A 15118-nucleotide genomic window follows, 5' to 3' on the forward strand; every position below is an offset into this window, starting at 1 on the left:
GCCCGCATGATGCGGGCTTTTTTTATCCGTGTTGATCCGGGCGAGGCGGTATCAGCGGGTGATGGGGGCGGCGTCCGGCTTGCTCATCAACTGCTCCACGTCGCTTATCACCCGAAGGGCCGCCTGGGGGCCGCCGGTGGAGGTCCAGAGGGACCCGTCCACGGCGCCGAAGCGCTTGCCCTTGATGGCGCTGAGCTGCTGGAAGGCGGGGGTCTGCTCGGCCTGTTTCATGGCATCCACCGCATCGCCGCTGGCGCTCAGGGTGCCGATCACCAGCCAGTCACCGTCCAGCAGGTTGAGGGACTCGAGGCTCAGGGCCGGGGAGTGGGGGCTCTTGTCACCGACCTGGTGCGGTGGGCGAGCGAGGCCCATCTCCTGCACCACGCTGCTGGCGAAGGTGCTGCCGTGCATGTAGCTCGGTCCCTTGGGGTTCCAGCGCACTATGCTCACCTGCTCACCCTGATGCTTGGCAAGCTTGCTGCGGGCCTCCTGCAGACGGGCGTCGTACTGGGCCAGGAAGGCCTTGCCTTCGGCCTCCTTGTTCAGCACCAGGGCGGTGCGCTGGAACACCTGCTTCCAGGGCTCACCCCAGTTGCCGGTGACGACGGTGGGGGCGATTTCGTTGAGCAGGGTCAGCAGCTCGGGTTTGGTCTGGGCGGTCAGGATGAGATCCGGCTCCAGATCGATGAGCTTCTCCAGATTGGGGTTGTCCAGATCCCCCACCACGCTTATCTCCTTGCCCGCCTTGTCCAGCAGATAGCGGGGCAGGGTGGCCTGACCGCGCCCATTGACGGTGCCGACCGGCTGCACACCCAGGGTCAGGGCGGCGTCCAGATCGAGCTCACCCAGCACGACGACGCGCGCGGGAGCATCCGGGACGGTTTGGGACTGGCCGTTGGCATCGATGACCTGGCGAGTCCCGGCCTGGGCCTGGAAACCGACCAGGCTCGCCAGCATCAGGGCGGCGGCCAGGGGGGAGGAGATCTTCATGGTTACATCCTTATGGGTGAATGCGGCGGGCGCTCGGGTTGACACTGGGTCGGGGCGATGCGTCCGGTTTAATTGGCCCCAAATGGGCGGGAACATGCTACCACAGTCTTAAGTGAGAAACGTTGTCATTTGTATTTGTGGCGATCCATCGTGGAGCTTTGGTACCATCAGGCTCCCCATTGAGAGAGGTTTCCATGCCCGCGTCCCTCCCCGCCACGGCGCCTGCGACCGGTTTTATCCGCCACATCGATGTGCTGAGCGTGGCGGGGATGGCCGCCTTGCCCATCCATCGGATCAGCTTTGATCCCGCCGCCTTGACGCCTGCTAGCTTCGCGGACCACGAGATGCTGCTGCCCGCAGCCCTTGCGCGCGCCGTGGCCAAGCGGCAGGGGGAGTTTCTGGCGGGCCGCCTGGCGGCCCGTGAGGCCCTCGCGCCCTTCGGATTGAGAGGGAGGGAGGTCAGCATCGGGCCGGACAGGGCACCCTGTTGGCCCGTGGGGATGGAGGGCAGCATCAGCCACAGTCAGTTGCTCGGGGAAGGGGTGGCCCTGTGCGCGGTGCGCCCGGCCGGTGCCGGGCTCGGACTGGATCTGGAGGCCTGGTTGTCAGAGGCGCAAGCCAGCCAGCTTTGGCCCGGCATCGTCGATGAGGGGGAGTGGGCACGACTGGCCGCGGGGGCGGCGAGCGCGGGGTTGACCCTGGCAGAGGGGCTGACCCTGGTGTTCTCGGCCAAGGAGAGCCTGTTCAAGGGGCTCTACCCCAGGGTGGGCCGCTACTTTGACTTCCTCGATGCCAGCTGGTCGGCCATGGGGGCCCAAACCCTGCGTCTGAGTCTGAAGACGGCGCTTGCCCCGGACCTGCCCGCCGGCTGGGACTGCACCCTGCACTGGCAGCGGCTGCCGGGGGGAGTGCTCACCCTGCTGGCGCTTTGATGGGGATTAAAAAGCAGAAATGAGAGATAAAAAAACCGCCGTGATGGCGGTTTTTTTATCTCTGGCAGGGCAGGGCTTTATTCATTCACCTGTCTGGCATCTGGTTCTGTGCGCCGGCGCGGCATGGTTGCTGAGTGCCGACGCGGCACGATGACGGGGGCGCCATCGCCCGGGGCATGCAGTATGTCCACATCGGTGTGGTAGAGGCGATCGATGAGGGGCTTGGTCACCACCTCCCGCGCCGGTCCCATGGCCTGGATGCCGCCGTTGCCAAGGGCGATCAGCTCGTCGCAGTAGCGGGCGGCGGTGGCGAGATCGTGAATGACGATGAGCACCGTCTTGCCCTCCGCGGTGATCTGGTGGATGGCTTCCATCACCTCGGTCTGGTGGCCGATGTCCAGCGCGCTGGTGGGCTCGTCCAGCAAGATGATGTCTGCATCCTGGGCCAACACCATGGCAAGCCAGACCCGCTGGGCCTGGCCGCCGGAGAGGGAGCTGGCGCTCTGATGCCAGATGGACTCCAGCTGCATCCGCTCGCAGGCCCAGCGCACCATGCGCGCATCCTCCTCGCTCCACTGATTGAACCAGCCCTGGTGGGGATGGCGGCCGTATTGCACCAGCTGCTCTACCAGGATGCCGGCGGGCACCAGGGGGCGCTGGGGAAGATAGGCGAGCTCCCGGGCCAGGGCCTTCATGCCGTAACTGCCAAGGGGCTTGCCCTTGAGCAGGATCTCCCCGCGCTGGGGCTGCTCCTGCCCTGCCAGCAACTTGAGCAGGGTGGATTTGCCGCCTCCGTTCGGGCCGACGATGCCCACCAGCTTGCCCTTGGGAATGGTGAAGGAGACGTCCTGGAACACGGCTTTTTGCTGGTAGCCGAAGTGGAGGCCGTTCGTGGAGAGCGTCATCGAAGAGCCCCTTGTCGTTGATTGATCAGGATAAATGGCTGCATCAGTCGGCCTTCTGCCGATCTTTGATGAGCACGAACAGCAGCAGGATGCCGCCGAGAATGCGGGTCATGATGCCGGTGGCCACCTCGTGGGGGCTGGCCAGCACCCGCACCAGGGTGTCGCTCGCGAGCAGCAGCAGGGCGCCGCACAGGGCGGCTATCCACAGCGGCACCACCCTGTCCCGGGAGAGCCAGGAGGCGAGGATGGGGGCTGCCATGGCGATGAACACCACGGGGCCACCGATGGCGGTGCCGAGCGCCGCCACCACGATGGCCTGGGCCAGCACCCCGAGCTGCACCCGGTTGACGTTCACCCCCAGGGTCTGGGCGGTGACGGGACCGAGGCGCAGCACCCCCAAGGCGCGGGAGAGGTACACAATCCAGGGGCAGATCAGCAGGATGATGATGGCCACCGGCAGCACGGTGCCATAGCCCTGGCCGACGAAGTTGCCCATGTTCCACAGATAGAGGCTGGTGAGGTGTACCAGGGACTGGGTGGACATGACGAACTGGCCGATGGCGTTCATCAGCTCGGAGACCCCGATGCCGATCACCACGAACAGATAGCCCTGCTCCCCCGGTTTGTTGCACAGGGCGTAGAGCACGGCGGCGGCGAACAGGGCGCCGAGGGGCGCGGCCCACCAGGGCCAGCTGCCGAGGGTCAGGTAGAGGGAGAAGATGATGATGGCGAGCGATGCCCCCTCGTTGACCCCTATCATGTCCGGGGTGGCGAGACGGTTGCGAATGAGGGTCTGTACCAGGCAGCCGGAGAGGCCCATGGCGGCCCCCGCCACCAGCACGGCGACGATGCGCGGCAACCGGATCTTGAACACGGTCACCTCGCTCAGGCGGCTCCCTTCCCCCATCAGGGTCTGGATCACCCCCAGCATGCTGAGCTTGCCGGAGCCCAGGGTCAGGGCCAGCAGGGATAACAAGATGAGGGCCAGCAAAAGCCCCGTGGTGATCAACCAGGCCCGGCGATCGAGCAGCAGGGTACGGCTGCCAAGACGCAGACAGAAGGTGCCGGCGGGCAGTGCGGTCGTGGACATCGGCGACGGGTCAGACATCAGAGGCATCCTTATTTCACGGCCAGAAGGGAGCGAAAGCCCCCGCTGCGCACCACCATGATGAGCACGGGGGCACCGATCAGCGCCAGAATGACGCCGTTGGGCAGCTCGAACGGCTGCAGCAGCCAGCGCGCCAGCACATCGGCGGCGAGCAGGAACAGCACCCCGAACAGGGCGGAGAAGCGCACCTGGATGGCGAGGCGTACCGGCTCCACCAGGCGAGCGCAATAGGCGGCGAGGAAGCCGACGAAACCGATGGGGCCGGCGATGGCGATGGCGCAGGCGGTGAACAGGGTGGCGGCGAGCAATACCCCGATGCGCACCCGGGTGGTGCGGATCCCGAGTGCCTGGGCCTGGTTGTCCCCCATCTGCATCAGGGTGAGCTGACGGCACAGGGCCAGGGTCAGCAGCAGGGCGGCGAAGGCGAAGGGCATCACCGTCAGCACGGCATCGAGGCTGGAGGCGGCGAGGGACCCTAAGTTCCAGAAACGGAACTGTTCCAGCACCACCTTGTTGGAGAGCAGCAGGAAGTTGGAGAGGCCGCCGAAGGTGGCGGAGAGGGCGACCCCGACCAGGATGAGCTTGAGGGGGTTGGAGCGGCCCACCATGAGGCCAAGGCCGAGCACGACCAGGTTGCCCATGAGGGCGCCGAGGCCGGACCAGAGCAGGTAACCGTAGGCGGACTCGACCCCGAAGTACGTGAGCCCGATGACCAGGGCGAAGACGGCGCCGGCGTTGACCCCGAGCAGGCCGGGCTCGGCCAGGGGGTTGCGGGTGGCGCTTTGCAGCATGGAGGCGGCGAGCGCGAGGCAGACACCGACCACCAGGGCGGCCAGGGTGCGGGGCAGTCGCAAGGTATGCACTATCATGGCGAGTTTTTCATCGGCCACGAGGGCGGGGTCGCCCAGGAGGAAACCGGCGACCTCACGGCCACCATAGACACCGGCCCCGGTGGCCAGTGACAGACAAATCAGCAGAAAGAGGAGCAGTACGCCGAGCCAGAACAGCCGGGTTTGGTATCTGAGCACGCAAAAACTCCTTTCATGTCAGAGCAGTAGAAACGCAAAAAGGGAGCCCCGTTGCCGGAGCTCCCACAGGGGGGGATTACAGCTTGTAATCGATCCCGGCGTAGACGGTACGACCTTCCAGGATGAAGTCGGCGTCGGTGGCCACTTCATCACGCTGGGTGTTGGTGAGGTTGGTGATGCCGAGCTTGAAGTCCAGGGCCGGCGTGACCTTCCAGTTGGTGTTCACGTCCAGGGTCTGGTAGTGCTCGGATTTGAACGCCTGGGCGTTGCGGGCCGGCACCTTGATGATCTGGCTGCCCACGTACTGCCAGGCCAGGTTGGCGCTGACCACGTCGCTCGCCTGCCAATCCAGGCCGATGTTGCCGGTGTGATCCGGGGTCTTGGCCAGATCCTCGCCGGTGCTCTTGTCTTCGGAGTCCAGCAGGGTCCAGTTACCGGTCAGCTGTACGTTGTCCAGCACGTCAACCCAGCCGGTCAGCTCCAGACCCTTGACCCGCGCCTTCTTGACGTTGAGGTAGGTCATGACGCTCGGACGGTAGCCCGGGCCCCACTGATCGCTCTGGATCAGATCCTCGATGTCGTTGTGGAAGCCGGTCACGCCAGCGCCGAAGCGAGCGCTCTCGTAGGCGGTACCCAGCTCATAGCTGACGGCGGTTTCCGGTTTCAGATCCGGGTTGCCGATGACCTGGCAGGCGCCGCGGCAGGCGGTGGTGGAGAAGCCTTCGCTGGATTGCGCCAGGGTCGGGGCCTTGAACGCCTTGCCGGCGCCGCCCTTGATCACCCACTCGTCGGTCAGTGTGTAGAGGGCGTAGGCACGGGGGCTGAACTCGTTGCCATAGGTCTCGTGGTGATCCAGACGGCCGGAGAGGGTCAGCGCCAGATCACCGAAGCTGAACTCGTCCTGCAGGTAGACGGCGCTCTGGGAGGCATCCACGCTGCCGTTGGTGATGTTGCGGCTGTGCTCCAGCTCGGTCTTGCGGAACTCGGCACCCGAGGTGAGCAGGTGATCCCCGAGGTAGCCGCTGACCTGACCGTCGACGGTGTTGTTGGTCTGGGTCACATCGGCGGCGCCACCGTTGAGCTGGGAGTCGTCCATCAGGTCGGTCTGCTCGAAGTAGTAGCGCAGACGGCTGTCGAAGTGCTCCCAGCGGCCGTTGTGGGTCACGCCCAGGCTCAGGCGATCCAGGTTCTGCACGTTGTGGGGGGTGGCCGGTGCGGTCGGGGCGCGCGGCACGTTGTTGAAGTAGCTGTCCATGTCGTTCTGGTTGTAGCCCAGATCGAAGTCGATGTCCTGATTGTCGGACACCAGCCATTTCAGGCCGGTCAGCACGTTGACCACTTCCCGTTTTTCCAGGGCGTCGGCGTCCGGGTTGTTGCTCTGATCGCTCTTCCAGCGATCCCGCTGGTAGCCTTCGACCACGATGTTGCCGAGCAGCTTGTTGTCGATGAGGGCACCGGAAACATAGGCGCTGCCCTGGTTGGCGTCACCGCCATCCCCCTTGGTCGGCATGCTGTGGGTGTAGCTGACGGCGGCTTCGGTCTGCTCCTTGGCCTGGCGCAGGATCACGTTGACCACGCCCCCCAGTGCATCGGCACCGTACAGGGAGGAGACGGGGCCGCGGATCACTTCGATGCGCTCGATGGCCGCCATGGGGATGGAGCTCAGGTCGAAGTCGTTGCCATAGGCGCTGCCCAGGGTTTCGCGGGCGTTGACGCGCTTGCCGTTGATCAGCAGCAGGGTGTAGTCACCGCCCATGCCACGGATCTTGATCTCGTTGCGACCGGTGGGGTTGGTGGCAATGATGTTGACGCCGGGCACATGCTTGAGCGCATCGCCGATGTTGTTCACGTTCATCTTGTCGATGTCTGCGCGGGTCACCACGGAGACGCTCGCCGGGGCGGTGAACTCGGTGTGCTTGGTCTGGGTCGCGGTGACGACCACGGTCTCGTTGGCCTTGACCGTCTCGGCCTGGGCCAGACCCGGCAGGGCCATCAGCCCGAGGGAGAGCAGGATGGGGTTTAATTTAAATACGCCGTGCTGCAACTGCATTGTTAAAGCTCCATGAAAAACAGAGGTTATTTGGGTCGGACTCTTCTGGTCCGACTGCTCACTGACTTCCTTGTCTGGCGATGCCAGACGCGGGGTTATTGTTATTCTTTATCCGCTCCAGCCCCCTGATGAGGAACCAGACGCCGGCGCAGGCCAACAGGCCGCAGGCAATATTGAACCAGGCCAGCTCGGCGAAGCCGTGCAGGGCGCCTTGCTCGTCCGATACCAGGTAACTGGCGGAGAGCAAGCTGCCAAGGCCGGCCGCCACATTGGTGACCGTGCCCTGGAATGACATGAAGGTGGCGCGCTGATGGGGAGCCGGAATGGCCGCCGTGATGGCCAGCGTGGTGCTGGCGCGAGCCGAACTGAGCGCCATGAAGAGGGTGAACAGCAGATAGATGGGCAAGCCCGCCGGCAGGGCGAAGCCGAGCAGGGTGACCAGGGCCAGCAGCAGGCTGGTGAGCAGGATGGCGCCCTGGGCACGCCCTTGATCGATCCAGCCACCGCACAGGCGCATGGTGGCCATGCTGGCGAGGCCGCCACACAAATAAAGGGCGGCGATCTGCTGGCGTGGGAAGCCCAGATTGAACTGGAAATAGTTGGCGAAGTGCGGGATCAGCAGGAAGTGGCCGAACATCTGCAAACAGAGGATGACGAGGGCTCCCTGACAGAGGGGGGAGGCGAGCAACTGTCGCAGTCCCTTGCCATGGGGAGCAGGGCTGACCGGCAGGGAGGGCAGCAGACGGCTGCTCACCAGGGCCAGCAGCAGGCCACAGGCACCAAACAGCAGGAAGGGGCTCTGCCAGCCAAGCCACTGGGCCAGGGTCAGGGCGGCGGGCACGACCAGGATGGCGGCCAGCGAAAACGCCATGCCCACGTAGGCGAGACGGCGTCCGCGCTCCGCCGGGGGGACCAGATCCAGCACGGCGGCCATCAGGATGGCGGCGAGGGGGCCGGCCACGCAGCCCGACAGGATGAACAGCAGCAGCAACTGCTGGCTGTCTTGCACCAGGGCGCAGGCCATCAGCAACAGGAAGCGCAGGGTCAGCAACAGGATCAAGGCGGGTTTGCGATTGAAGCGATCGAGCCAGGGGGCGGCCAGGATCCCCATGAGCGCAGCCCCCAGGGTGGCGCCGCCGCTGAAGTAGCCGGTCTGCTCCGATTGCATGCCGAGGCTGGTGACCAGATCGGGCCCAAGTGGCATCACCATCATCATGCTGCCCATGGAGAGCATGTTGATCAACATGGCCAGATGGATGGTGGCAGGGGTACGGGAGACGACAGGATCTGGCTTCATCAGAGGCTGCTCGAAAAAATGAGTCCGAATTGTATCCGAGCGATCTTGTTGTGACAACAAATGATAACCATTTTTATTTGTATTGATTAGTCCCTCAATGAGTCACTTTTTTGCGCCGTACTCAGGGGTTCAAAAAGCATGCGAATGAAGCCCTTTTGGCCATGACACGCGAACCCGGGTGGCCGCTTGCCACGGACTCGTTGCAATTGGCCGTCCATGATCGATGATGCACTCATGAGGGCGAGAAAAGTGGGGGAGAGGGTGATGAGAGGTGGCTGCTGGATAATCTGTATGTGCTGGCTCTGGGCCCTGCCCCTGCGGGCCGAGGTCAAGGTGGTGCCCGTGTTCGAGGCCGAGGCCATGGTGCAGACGCTCAGAGAGATCTACCCGGAGCTCGGGGTGAGCGCCATGGGCAACCAGCTGGTGCTAAGCGGCACGCCCGCCCAGTTGCAGGAGGCCGAGACCCTGCTGACCAAGCTCAACCAGCCGCCCCAGAGCCTGCTCATCGAATGGCGGGTGGAGGGCGCTTCGAGCAGTCAGCAGCTGGGGGTGGGGATCGGCAATGACAACGCCAGGCGGCAATGGTTGCTGGAGGGAGGGGCAGAACAGTACCAGCGCACTCAGAGTGACAGCTGGCAGGTGCGGGGCCTCTCCGGGCGCCCCGTGTTGCTGCAGATGGGATCCTATCAACCGGTCACCTTCTATCGCTGGCGGGGTGGGCGAGTGGTGGGCATGGTGCCGCTGGTGAACGGCCTCTACGCCACCGCTACCCTGGTGGGGGAGCGGGTGCAGATCGCCCTTAGCAGCGAGCAGGCGAGGCTGGAGCGGGGTGACATCAAGACTGGGCAGAGCGCCACCGAGGTGAGCGGTGCCCCCGGCGAGTGGTTGACGGTAGGAGAGCTTGCCACCACACAGGGGAGCCAGGGGGAGGCAATCGCCAATCCGTCGGGGATAAGCACGGCCAGCGGCGGCGAGCGCCAGACGCTGCAGATCCGGGTCAGCCGTCAATAAGCGGCCCGGCGCATCCCCTCTCGACCTGCTTGATCACGCAGATTGAATGGCGTTGATCAACTCCCGGCGTGAGGCTGATCCACCGCATATTCGCGCAGCTGACGACTCCTGAGCAGGTACCAGAGTGCCCACAGGCTGCCGATGAGCACCAGGGCCGTCGGCCAGCTGAAGGACCACTTCTGCAGATTGAGGCTGTGCAGTTGCAGCGCCAGGCCGCTCAGGGTGGAGCAGAGCAGCAGGCCGCGGCTGTGGCGCCTGAGCCAGGCGCGGATGCTCTGCGTCTGCTGATGGGTACCGCCGTAGGCGAGCAGGGCCAGCATGGCGGGCAGATCGCTCAAGAGGCCGAGATAGAGGCTGAGCCGGTCCGGATAGAACAGGGTCAAGATGGCGCTGCCGCTCTCGCGGGTGACCCCGGCCATCAGAAACAGCCAGACCGAGCGGGTCAGCAGCAGGGCGATGGGCCAGAACCAGAGCGGGGGGCGCAGCTGGCCGTGATCGTCATATCGGTGTTCGGGGTAGAGGGTCATGGGGCCCGGTCTGCTCCGCATCGGGTGAGTGATACCTGAGGATATGGGGCAGGGGCCGGGCCTTTACAAGGCGGGAAGATGGCTGGAATTAATCGGGGAGCCTTGGCTCCCCGATCTGTTTCAAGCTTGCGGCCACCCGGCAGGTCAGAGCCAGCCCTTGCGTTTGAAGAAGAGGCCGGTGCCGAGTGACGACATCACCATCAGCACCAGCGAGAGCGGATAGCCATATTCCCAGGCGAGCTCCGGCATCCGGCCGAAGTTCATGCCGTAGATGCTGGCGATCAGGGTCGGTGGCAGGAAGATCACCGCGGCTACCGAGAAGATCTTGATCACCTTGTTCTGCTCCAGATTGGTTACGCCCATGGAGGCCTCCAGCTGGAAGTTGATCTTGTCGAACAGGAACTGGGTGTGGGGCAGCAGGGACTCCACGTCATGGAGCATCTCGTCGATCCACTTGTTCTGCTCGCCGGTCATGCGCTGGCGCAGGCTGCGTTTGAGGAATCGCAGGGCGCGGCGGGTATCGTGCAGGGAGAGACGGATCTGGCCGTTGGCCTCTTCCTGGGCCATCAGCTCCTTGAGCATGGGATTGATCTGGTCCGGTTCAAAAATCTGGTCTGCGGTGTTTTCCAGTGTCTTGTAACCATCTTCGATGAGATCTGAGAGATATTCCACCTTCAGATTCTGCACTTCCAGCAGAATGTCCAACGCATCTTCCACCTCCAGCCGGTCCTGGCGCATGTAATGGCGCAGCAGACGCACCAGGCCGATGTCATCCTCGCGGATGCTGATCAGCAGGTTCTGGCGCAGGGTGAAGGAGACGTGGACACCCTTGGTGTCGCGGCCGATCCGCTGGGGAAACAGGGAGTGAATGTGCAGGCCGTCGGTATCCCAGTAGAAGCGGGCGGATGCCTCGATGTCATCCAGCTCTTCCTTGTCCGGCACTTCTTCCAGGAACAGGCCCGTCAACCATTCTCGCTCCGCCGTGTCCGGCTTGTAGGCATCCAGCCAGACGGTGTTGTCGGGAACGATGTCGTCCGGCCCGAGCGTGACGATGTCCAGCACCTTGTTGTTGAGGATGTAGGCGGTGATCATCTGTCCCCCTTAAGAAGTCATGGGTTATCAGGGATGGTTGCACAGGTTCATACGGCCTTGGATCGTTCGGAGCGCGATCCATGGGAAAGCATGACGGGGCCGATGGACAACCTGAATGCCGCGAACTATACAGGGGTGCGCCGCGCTTGTCAGGGCCTATTCATCAGGGGTTCAGCCTGTTTGCTCAAAAAAACGGCGAGGTCGGAGCAGCGGATCCCGCCCTGGCGCCATCGTTTTCCGGCCCCCTCGGCCGAGGGCAGAAGAGGATGATAAAAGGTGACGATGTCGCCTTTTATCATCCTGTTGATCCCTCACGGATCCGCCCCATGCCCCTTTATGGCCAAGCCCGGACTGTGACGGGCTGAGCATCCTATGTGTCACTCCCCCCATCACATATTGGGGTAATTGGGCCCCGAGCCGCCTTGCGGCGGTGTCCAGAGGATATGCTGGGACTGAGGATCCTTGATGTCGCAGATCCTGTGTATCGTCAACTCCCATCACATATTGGGGTAGTTGGGCCCCGAGCCACCTTGCGGCGGTGTCCAGAGGATGTGCTGGGGCTGAGCATCCTTGATGTCGCAGCTCCTGTGTATCGTCAACTCCCATCACATATTGGGGTAATTGGGCCCCGAGCCACCTTGTGGCGGTGTCCAGAGGATATGCTGGGACTGAGTATCCTTGATGTCGCAGATCCTGTGCATCGTCAACTCCCATCACATATTAGGGTAGTTGGGCCCCGAGCCACCTTGCGGCGGTGTCCAGAGGATATTCTGGCTGGGATCCTTGATGTCGCAGGTCTTGCAGTGGATGCAGTTGGCTGCGTTGATCTGCAATCTGGGTTGGTTCTGTGTCCCCTGGGGCTCGGCCTCAATGATCTCAAAGACCCCGGCGGGACAATAGCGCTGGGCGGGTTCGGCCCAGGTGGGCAGGTTGACGCTCACCGGTATGCTCGCGTCCTGCAACTTGAGATGGCAGGGCTGATCTTCGTCATGGCTGGTGTTGGCGAGATAGACGGAGGAGAGCTTGTCAAAGCTGAGTCTGCCGTCCGGTTTGGGGTAGGGGATGGCTTGGCAGCGGCTGGCCAGGCGCAGCTGGCGATAGTCCGGCTCCTTGTCCAATAGCGTCACGGGGGAGCCCTTGCCCCAGAGCCGCTGCTCCAGCCAGTTGAAGGCCCCGCCCAACCAGGGGCCCCAGCGGTGCAGGGCGGCACCGAAATTGCGGGCCGTCTTCAGCTCGCTTGCCAGCCAGCTCTGCTGCAGGGCATCGCCGAACTCGGCCAGATCCCGCCCTCCTTCATCCCCCCCACGCAGACGCATGGCGACAATGTCAGCCGCCAGCATGCCGGACTTCATGGCGGTGTGGATGCCCTTGATGCGGGAAAAATCCAGGGTACCGGCATCACAGCCGATGAGCAGGCCGCCGGGAAAGTGCATGCGGGGCAGGGAGTGCCAGCCTCCCTTGGTGATGGCGCGGGCACCGTAGCTGATGCGCTCGCCTCCCGTCAGGGTCTGGGCAATGAGGGGATGGTGCTTGAGGCGCTGGAACTCGTCGAACGGGCTGAGCCAGGGATTCTGGTAGTTGAGATCGACGATGAGACCCACCGCCACCAGGTTGTCCGCCAAGTAATAGAGGTAGAAGCCCCCCTGGCTCTTGTTGCCCCCGTCCTCGGTGAGGGGCCAGCCGCTGCCGTGCAGCACCCGGCCGGGATGGGACTGGTTGGCGGGAACCTGCCACAACTCCTTGAAGCCGATGGCGTAGTGCTGCGGCTGGGCGCCGTTTTCCAGGTTGAATTCCTTGATGAGTTGCTTGCCGAGATGACCGCGCGCCCCCTCCGCGAACAGGGTGTAGCGACCATGAAGCGCCATGCCGGGCACGTGATCCGCCTTGGGATTGCCGTCTCTGTCCAGCCCGAGATCGCCGGTGATCACCCCTCTGACCTTGCCCTCTTCCAGAATGAGCTCGCTGGCGGTGAAGCCGGGGTAGATCTCGACCCCGAGGGCTTCGGCCTGCTTGCCCAGCCAGCGGCAGAGGTTGCCGAGGCTGATGATGTGACAGCCGTCGTTGTGCATGCGCGGTGGCACCGCCCAGTGGGGTAGTGACAGGGCGCGGCTTCCGTTTTGCAGGAGGTGCACCTGATCGTCGCTCACCGCCAACCCGAGGGGAGCCTCCTGCCAGCTGTCAGGCAGCAGCTCCCTGAGCGCGACGGGATCGAACAGGGCGCCGGAGAGCAGATGGGCTCCCACTTCGGCTCCCTTCTCCAGCAGGCAGACCGACAGCGCCGGGCTTTGCTGCTTGAGGGCGATGGCGGCGCTGAGGCCCGCCGGGCCGCCACCGACGATGACGACATCAAATTCCATTGCTTCGCGTTCCATCTTGCCTCTGTGCTCGACTTGGCCTAGGGTAGTGATGGTAGTTTACGTAAACGTAAACCATTTTGTAAGCACTAACGCGCAAGTGGGCGCAATGGACTCACTCAACCGGTACGAGGAAGACCGACATGAAGCTGCTGGTCGCTGTCAAACGGGTCGTTGACTTCAACGCCAAGATCCGGGTCAAGCAGGATGGCTCCGATGTGGAGCTCGCCAATGTGAAGATGGGCATCAACCCCTTCTGTGAAATCGCGGTGGAAGAGGGGGTGAGGCTGCGCGAAACCGGAGTGGCGAGCGAACTGATAGTGGTCACCTTCGGGCCCGAGGCCGCGGCCGAGCAACTGCGCCACGCCCTGGCTCTGGGGGCGGATCGGGCGCTTCACTACGTGACCGACGAGACCCTGAGCCCCCTCACGGTGGCGCAGGCATTGCAAAAATTGTGCGAGCAGGAGCAACCGGATCTGGTGCTGCTTGGCAAGCAATCCATTGATTCTGACAACAATCAGGTGGGCCAGATGCTCGCCGCCCTCAACGACTGGCCCCTGGCCACCTTCGCCTCCGCCCTCAAGCTGGTTGAGGGAGAGCTGCAGGTGACCCGGGAGATTGACGGCGGGCTCGAAACCCTCGGCATGGGCCTGCCCGCCGTGGTGACAGTGGATCTGCGGCTCAACGAACCGCGCTTTGCCTCGCTCCCCAACATCATGAAGGCCAAGCGCAAGCCCCTGGAGAGCCAGCCCCTGGCGGCTCTGGGTCTGGATACCCAAAGCGAGATCCGTGTACTCGGGGTGATGGCCCCCCCGGTGCGCAGTGCAGGAGTGCGGGTCGGCTCGGTGGACGAGCTGCTAAGCAAACTCAAGAACGAAGCCAAGGTGCTGCCATGAGCGTACTCATCATTGCCGAACATCATCAGGGCCAGTTGGCCGACAGCGTCGCCCGCGTAGTGGCGGCGGCCGGGCCACTCGGCGGCGAGGTGCACCTGCTGCTGCTGGGTCAGGGATTGACCGAGGCGGGGGAGCAGGCCGCCCGCTTGCAGGGGGTGGACAGGGTGCTGCTGGCCGAACACCCCATGCTGGCGGAGGGGCTCAATGACGGGGTGGACGCCCTGCTGGCTCCGCTGGCGCGGGATTATCAACACTGCCTGATGGCGGCGAGCAGCCAGGGCAAGGATCTGCTGCCGCGGGTGGCGGCCAGGCTCGGGGTGGAGATGATCTCCGAGGTAACGGCCATCGAGTCCGCCGATACCTTCCTGCGTCCCATCTATGCGGGCAACGCCATCGCCAGGGTGACAAGCTCGGCGGCCATCAAGGTGCTCAGCATCCGGGCGAGCGCCTTTGACGGGGCAGGGCAGGGCACCAGTGTGGCCACCATTTCGTCAGTGCCCGTGCCCGAGATCCGCTGCAGGACCCGCCTTATCGAGCGGCGGGCGGTACGATCCGCACGTCCCGAGCTCGGCGCGGCGCGGGTGGTGGTCTCAGGGGGCAGGGCACTGGGTTCGAAAGCGCAGTTCGCCCTCATCGAGGCGCTGGCAGACAAGCTGGGGGCGGCGGTCGGTGCCTCCCGGGCGGCGGTGGACGCGGGTTTTGTCGCCAACGATCTGCAGGTGGGTCAGACCGGCAAGATAGTGGCGCCCGAGCTCTATATTGCGGTCGGCATCTCGGGGGCCATCCAGCACCTGGCGGGGATGAAGGAGTCCAAGGTGATCGTCGCCATCAACAAGGATGCGGAGGCCCCCATCTTCCAGGTGGCGGATTACGGTCTGGTGGGGGATCTCTTCACTTTGTTGCCGGAGCTCACCGCCAAGCTGTGATG

The 15118-nt window shown here is 64.1% G+C and carries 15 protein-coding genes and 1 pseudogene; 4 read left to right on the plus strand and 12 right to left on the minus strand.

Translation table 11 applies throughout. The features are described 5' to 3' along the window. Positions 1-51: 51 nt before the first annotated feature. A complete protein-coding gene (locus ACW5W7_RS02870) occupies positions 52-990 on the minus strand; it encodes an iron-siderophore ABC transporter substrate-binding protein (protein ID WP_349921966.1) in 939 nt (312 codons plus the stop codon). Between the two features lie 194 nt (positions 991-1184). Here ACW5W7_RS02870 and ACW5W7_RS02875 point away from each other — a divergent pair, with 194 nt between their 5' ends. Then, positions 1185-1922 carry a 4'-phosphopantetheinyl transferase family protein gene (locus tag ACW5W7_RS02875; protein WP_456500710.1) on the plus strand — a complete coding sequence of 246 codons (738 nt, stop codon included), beginning with the start codon at positions 1185-1187 and terminating at the stop codon, positions 1920-1922. 77 nt (positions 1923-1999) lie between these two features. Here the strand turns inward: ACW5W7_RS02875 and ACW5W7_RS02880 are convergent, their stop codons facing one another. The 5 genes from ACW5W7_RS02880 to ACW5W7_RS02900 all read right to left on the minus strand — a co-directional run bounded on the left by ACW5W7_RS02880 (position 2000) and on the right by ACW5W7_RS02900 (position 8310). After that, positions 2000-2827 (minus strand): amonabactin ABC transporter ATP-binding protein, encoded by an 828-nt coding sequence (locus ACW5W7_RS02880; RefSeq protein ID WP_456500711.1) that lies wholly within the window; start codon positions 2825-2827, stop codon positions 2000-2002. Positions 2828-2870: 43 nt separating this feature from the next. Then, complete coding sequence (locus ACW5W7_RS02885) at positions 2871-3935, minus strand: amonabactin ABC transporter permease subunit 1 (protein ID WP_456500712.1); 1065 nt, start codon at positions 3933-3935, stop codon at positions 2871-2873. A gap of 11 nt (positions 3936-3946) precedes the next feature. Beyond that, entirely contained in the window at positions 3947-4963 is a 1017-nt protein-coding gene (locus ACW5W7_RS02890) for an amonabactin ABC transporter permease subunit 2 (RefSeq protein ID WP_349921970.1), read from the minus strand. 76 nt (positions 4964-5039) lie between these two features. Next, the gene (locus tag ACW5W7_RS02895; protein WP_349921971.1) at positions 5040-7013 is read right to left on the minus strand and encodes a siderophore amonabactin TonB-dependent receptor; all 1974 of its coding nucleotides are present in this window, start codon (positions 7011-7013) and stop codon (positions 5040-5042) included. Positions 7014-7071: 58 nt separating this feature from the next. Then, positions 7072-8310, minus strand: a complete 1239-nt coding sequence (locus ACW5W7_RS02900) for an MFS transporter (RefSeq protein WP_456500713.1) — start codon at positions 8308-8310, stop codon at positions 7072-7074. Positions 8311-8601: 291 nt separating this feature from the next. On the opposite strand from ACW5W7_RS02900, the gene ACW5W7_RS02905 reads away from it, so the two are divergent. Next, a complete protein-coding gene (locus ACW5W7_RS02905; RefSeq protein ID WP_456500714.1) occupies positions 8602-9321 on the plus strand; it encodes a hypothetical protein in 720 nt (239 codons plus the stop codon). A 56-nt stretch (positions 9322-9377) separates the two neighbouring features. Here ACW5W7_RS02905 and ACW5W7_RS02910 read toward each other — a convergent pair whose 3' ends face one another. The 6 genes and pseudogenes from ACW5W7_RS02910 to ACW5W7_RS02935 all read right to left on the minus strand — a co-directional run bounded on the left by ACW5W7_RS02910 (position 9378) and on the right by ACW5W7_RS02935 (position 13312). Next, positions 9378-9848, minus strand: a complete 471-nt coding sequence (locus ACW5W7_RS02910; protein WP_349922438.1) for a DUF2919 domain-containing protein — start codon at positions 9846-9848, stop codon at positions 9378-9380. A 144-nt stretch (positions 9849-9992) separates the two neighbouring features. Next, the gene (gene corA, locus ACW5W7_RS02915; RefSeq protein WP_349921974.1) at positions 9993-10940 is read right to left on the minus strand and encodes a magnesium/cobalt transporter CorA; all 948 of its coding nucleotides are present in this window, start codon (positions 10938-10940) and stop codon (positions 9993-9995) included. Positions 10941-11329: 389 nt separating this feature from the next. Continuing rightward, positions 11330-11431 (minus strand): 4Fe-4S dicluster domain-containing protein, encoded by a 102-nt coding sequence (locus ACW5W7_RS02920; protein WP_456500715.1) that lies wholly within the window; start codon positions 11429-11431, stop codon positions 11330-11332. Positions 11432-11437: 6 nt separating this feature from the next. Further along, positions 11438-11527: pseudogene (locus tag ACW5W7_RS02925) on the minus strand (4Fe-4S dicluster domain-containing protein); the annotation flags it as partial. A gap of 18 nt (positions 11528-11545) precedes the next feature. Further along, entirely contained in the window at positions 11546-11641 is a 96-nt protein-coding gene (locus ACW5W7_RS02930) for a 4Fe-4S dicluster domain-containing protein (protein ID WP_434667546.1), read from the minus strand. Between the two features lie 12 nt (positions 11642-11653). Then, positions 11654-13312, minus strand: a complete 1659-nt coding sequence (locus ACW5W7_RS02935; RefSeq protein WP_456500716.1) for an electron transfer flavoprotein-ubiquinone oxidoreductase — start codon at positions 13310-13312, stop codon at positions 11654-11656. 125 nt (positions 13313-13437) lie between these two features. Between ACW5W7_RS02935 and ACW5W7_RS02940 the strand changes: the two genes are divergently transcribed. Together ACW5W7_RS02940 and ACW5W7_RS02945 are read left to right on the plus strand one after the other, a co-directional pair. Next, positions 13438-14190, plus strand: a complete 753-nt coding sequence (locus tag ACW5W7_RS02940; protein WP_456500717.1) for an electron transfer flavoprotein subunit beta/FixA family protein — start codon at positions 13438-13440, stop codon at positions 14188-14190. Further along, complete coding sequence (locus tag ACW5W7_RS02945) at positions 14187-15116, plus strand: electron transfer flavoprotein subunit alpha/FixB family protein (RefSeq protein WP_349921978.1); 930 nt, start codon at positions 14187-14189, stop codon at positions 15114-15116. The genes ACW5W7_RS02940 and ACW5W7_RS02945 overlap by 4 nt, the downstream gene beginning before the upstream one ends. Positions 15117-15118: the final 2 nt, after the last annotated feature.

It is taken from the genome of Aeromonas intestinalis (genome assembly GCF_054052485.1).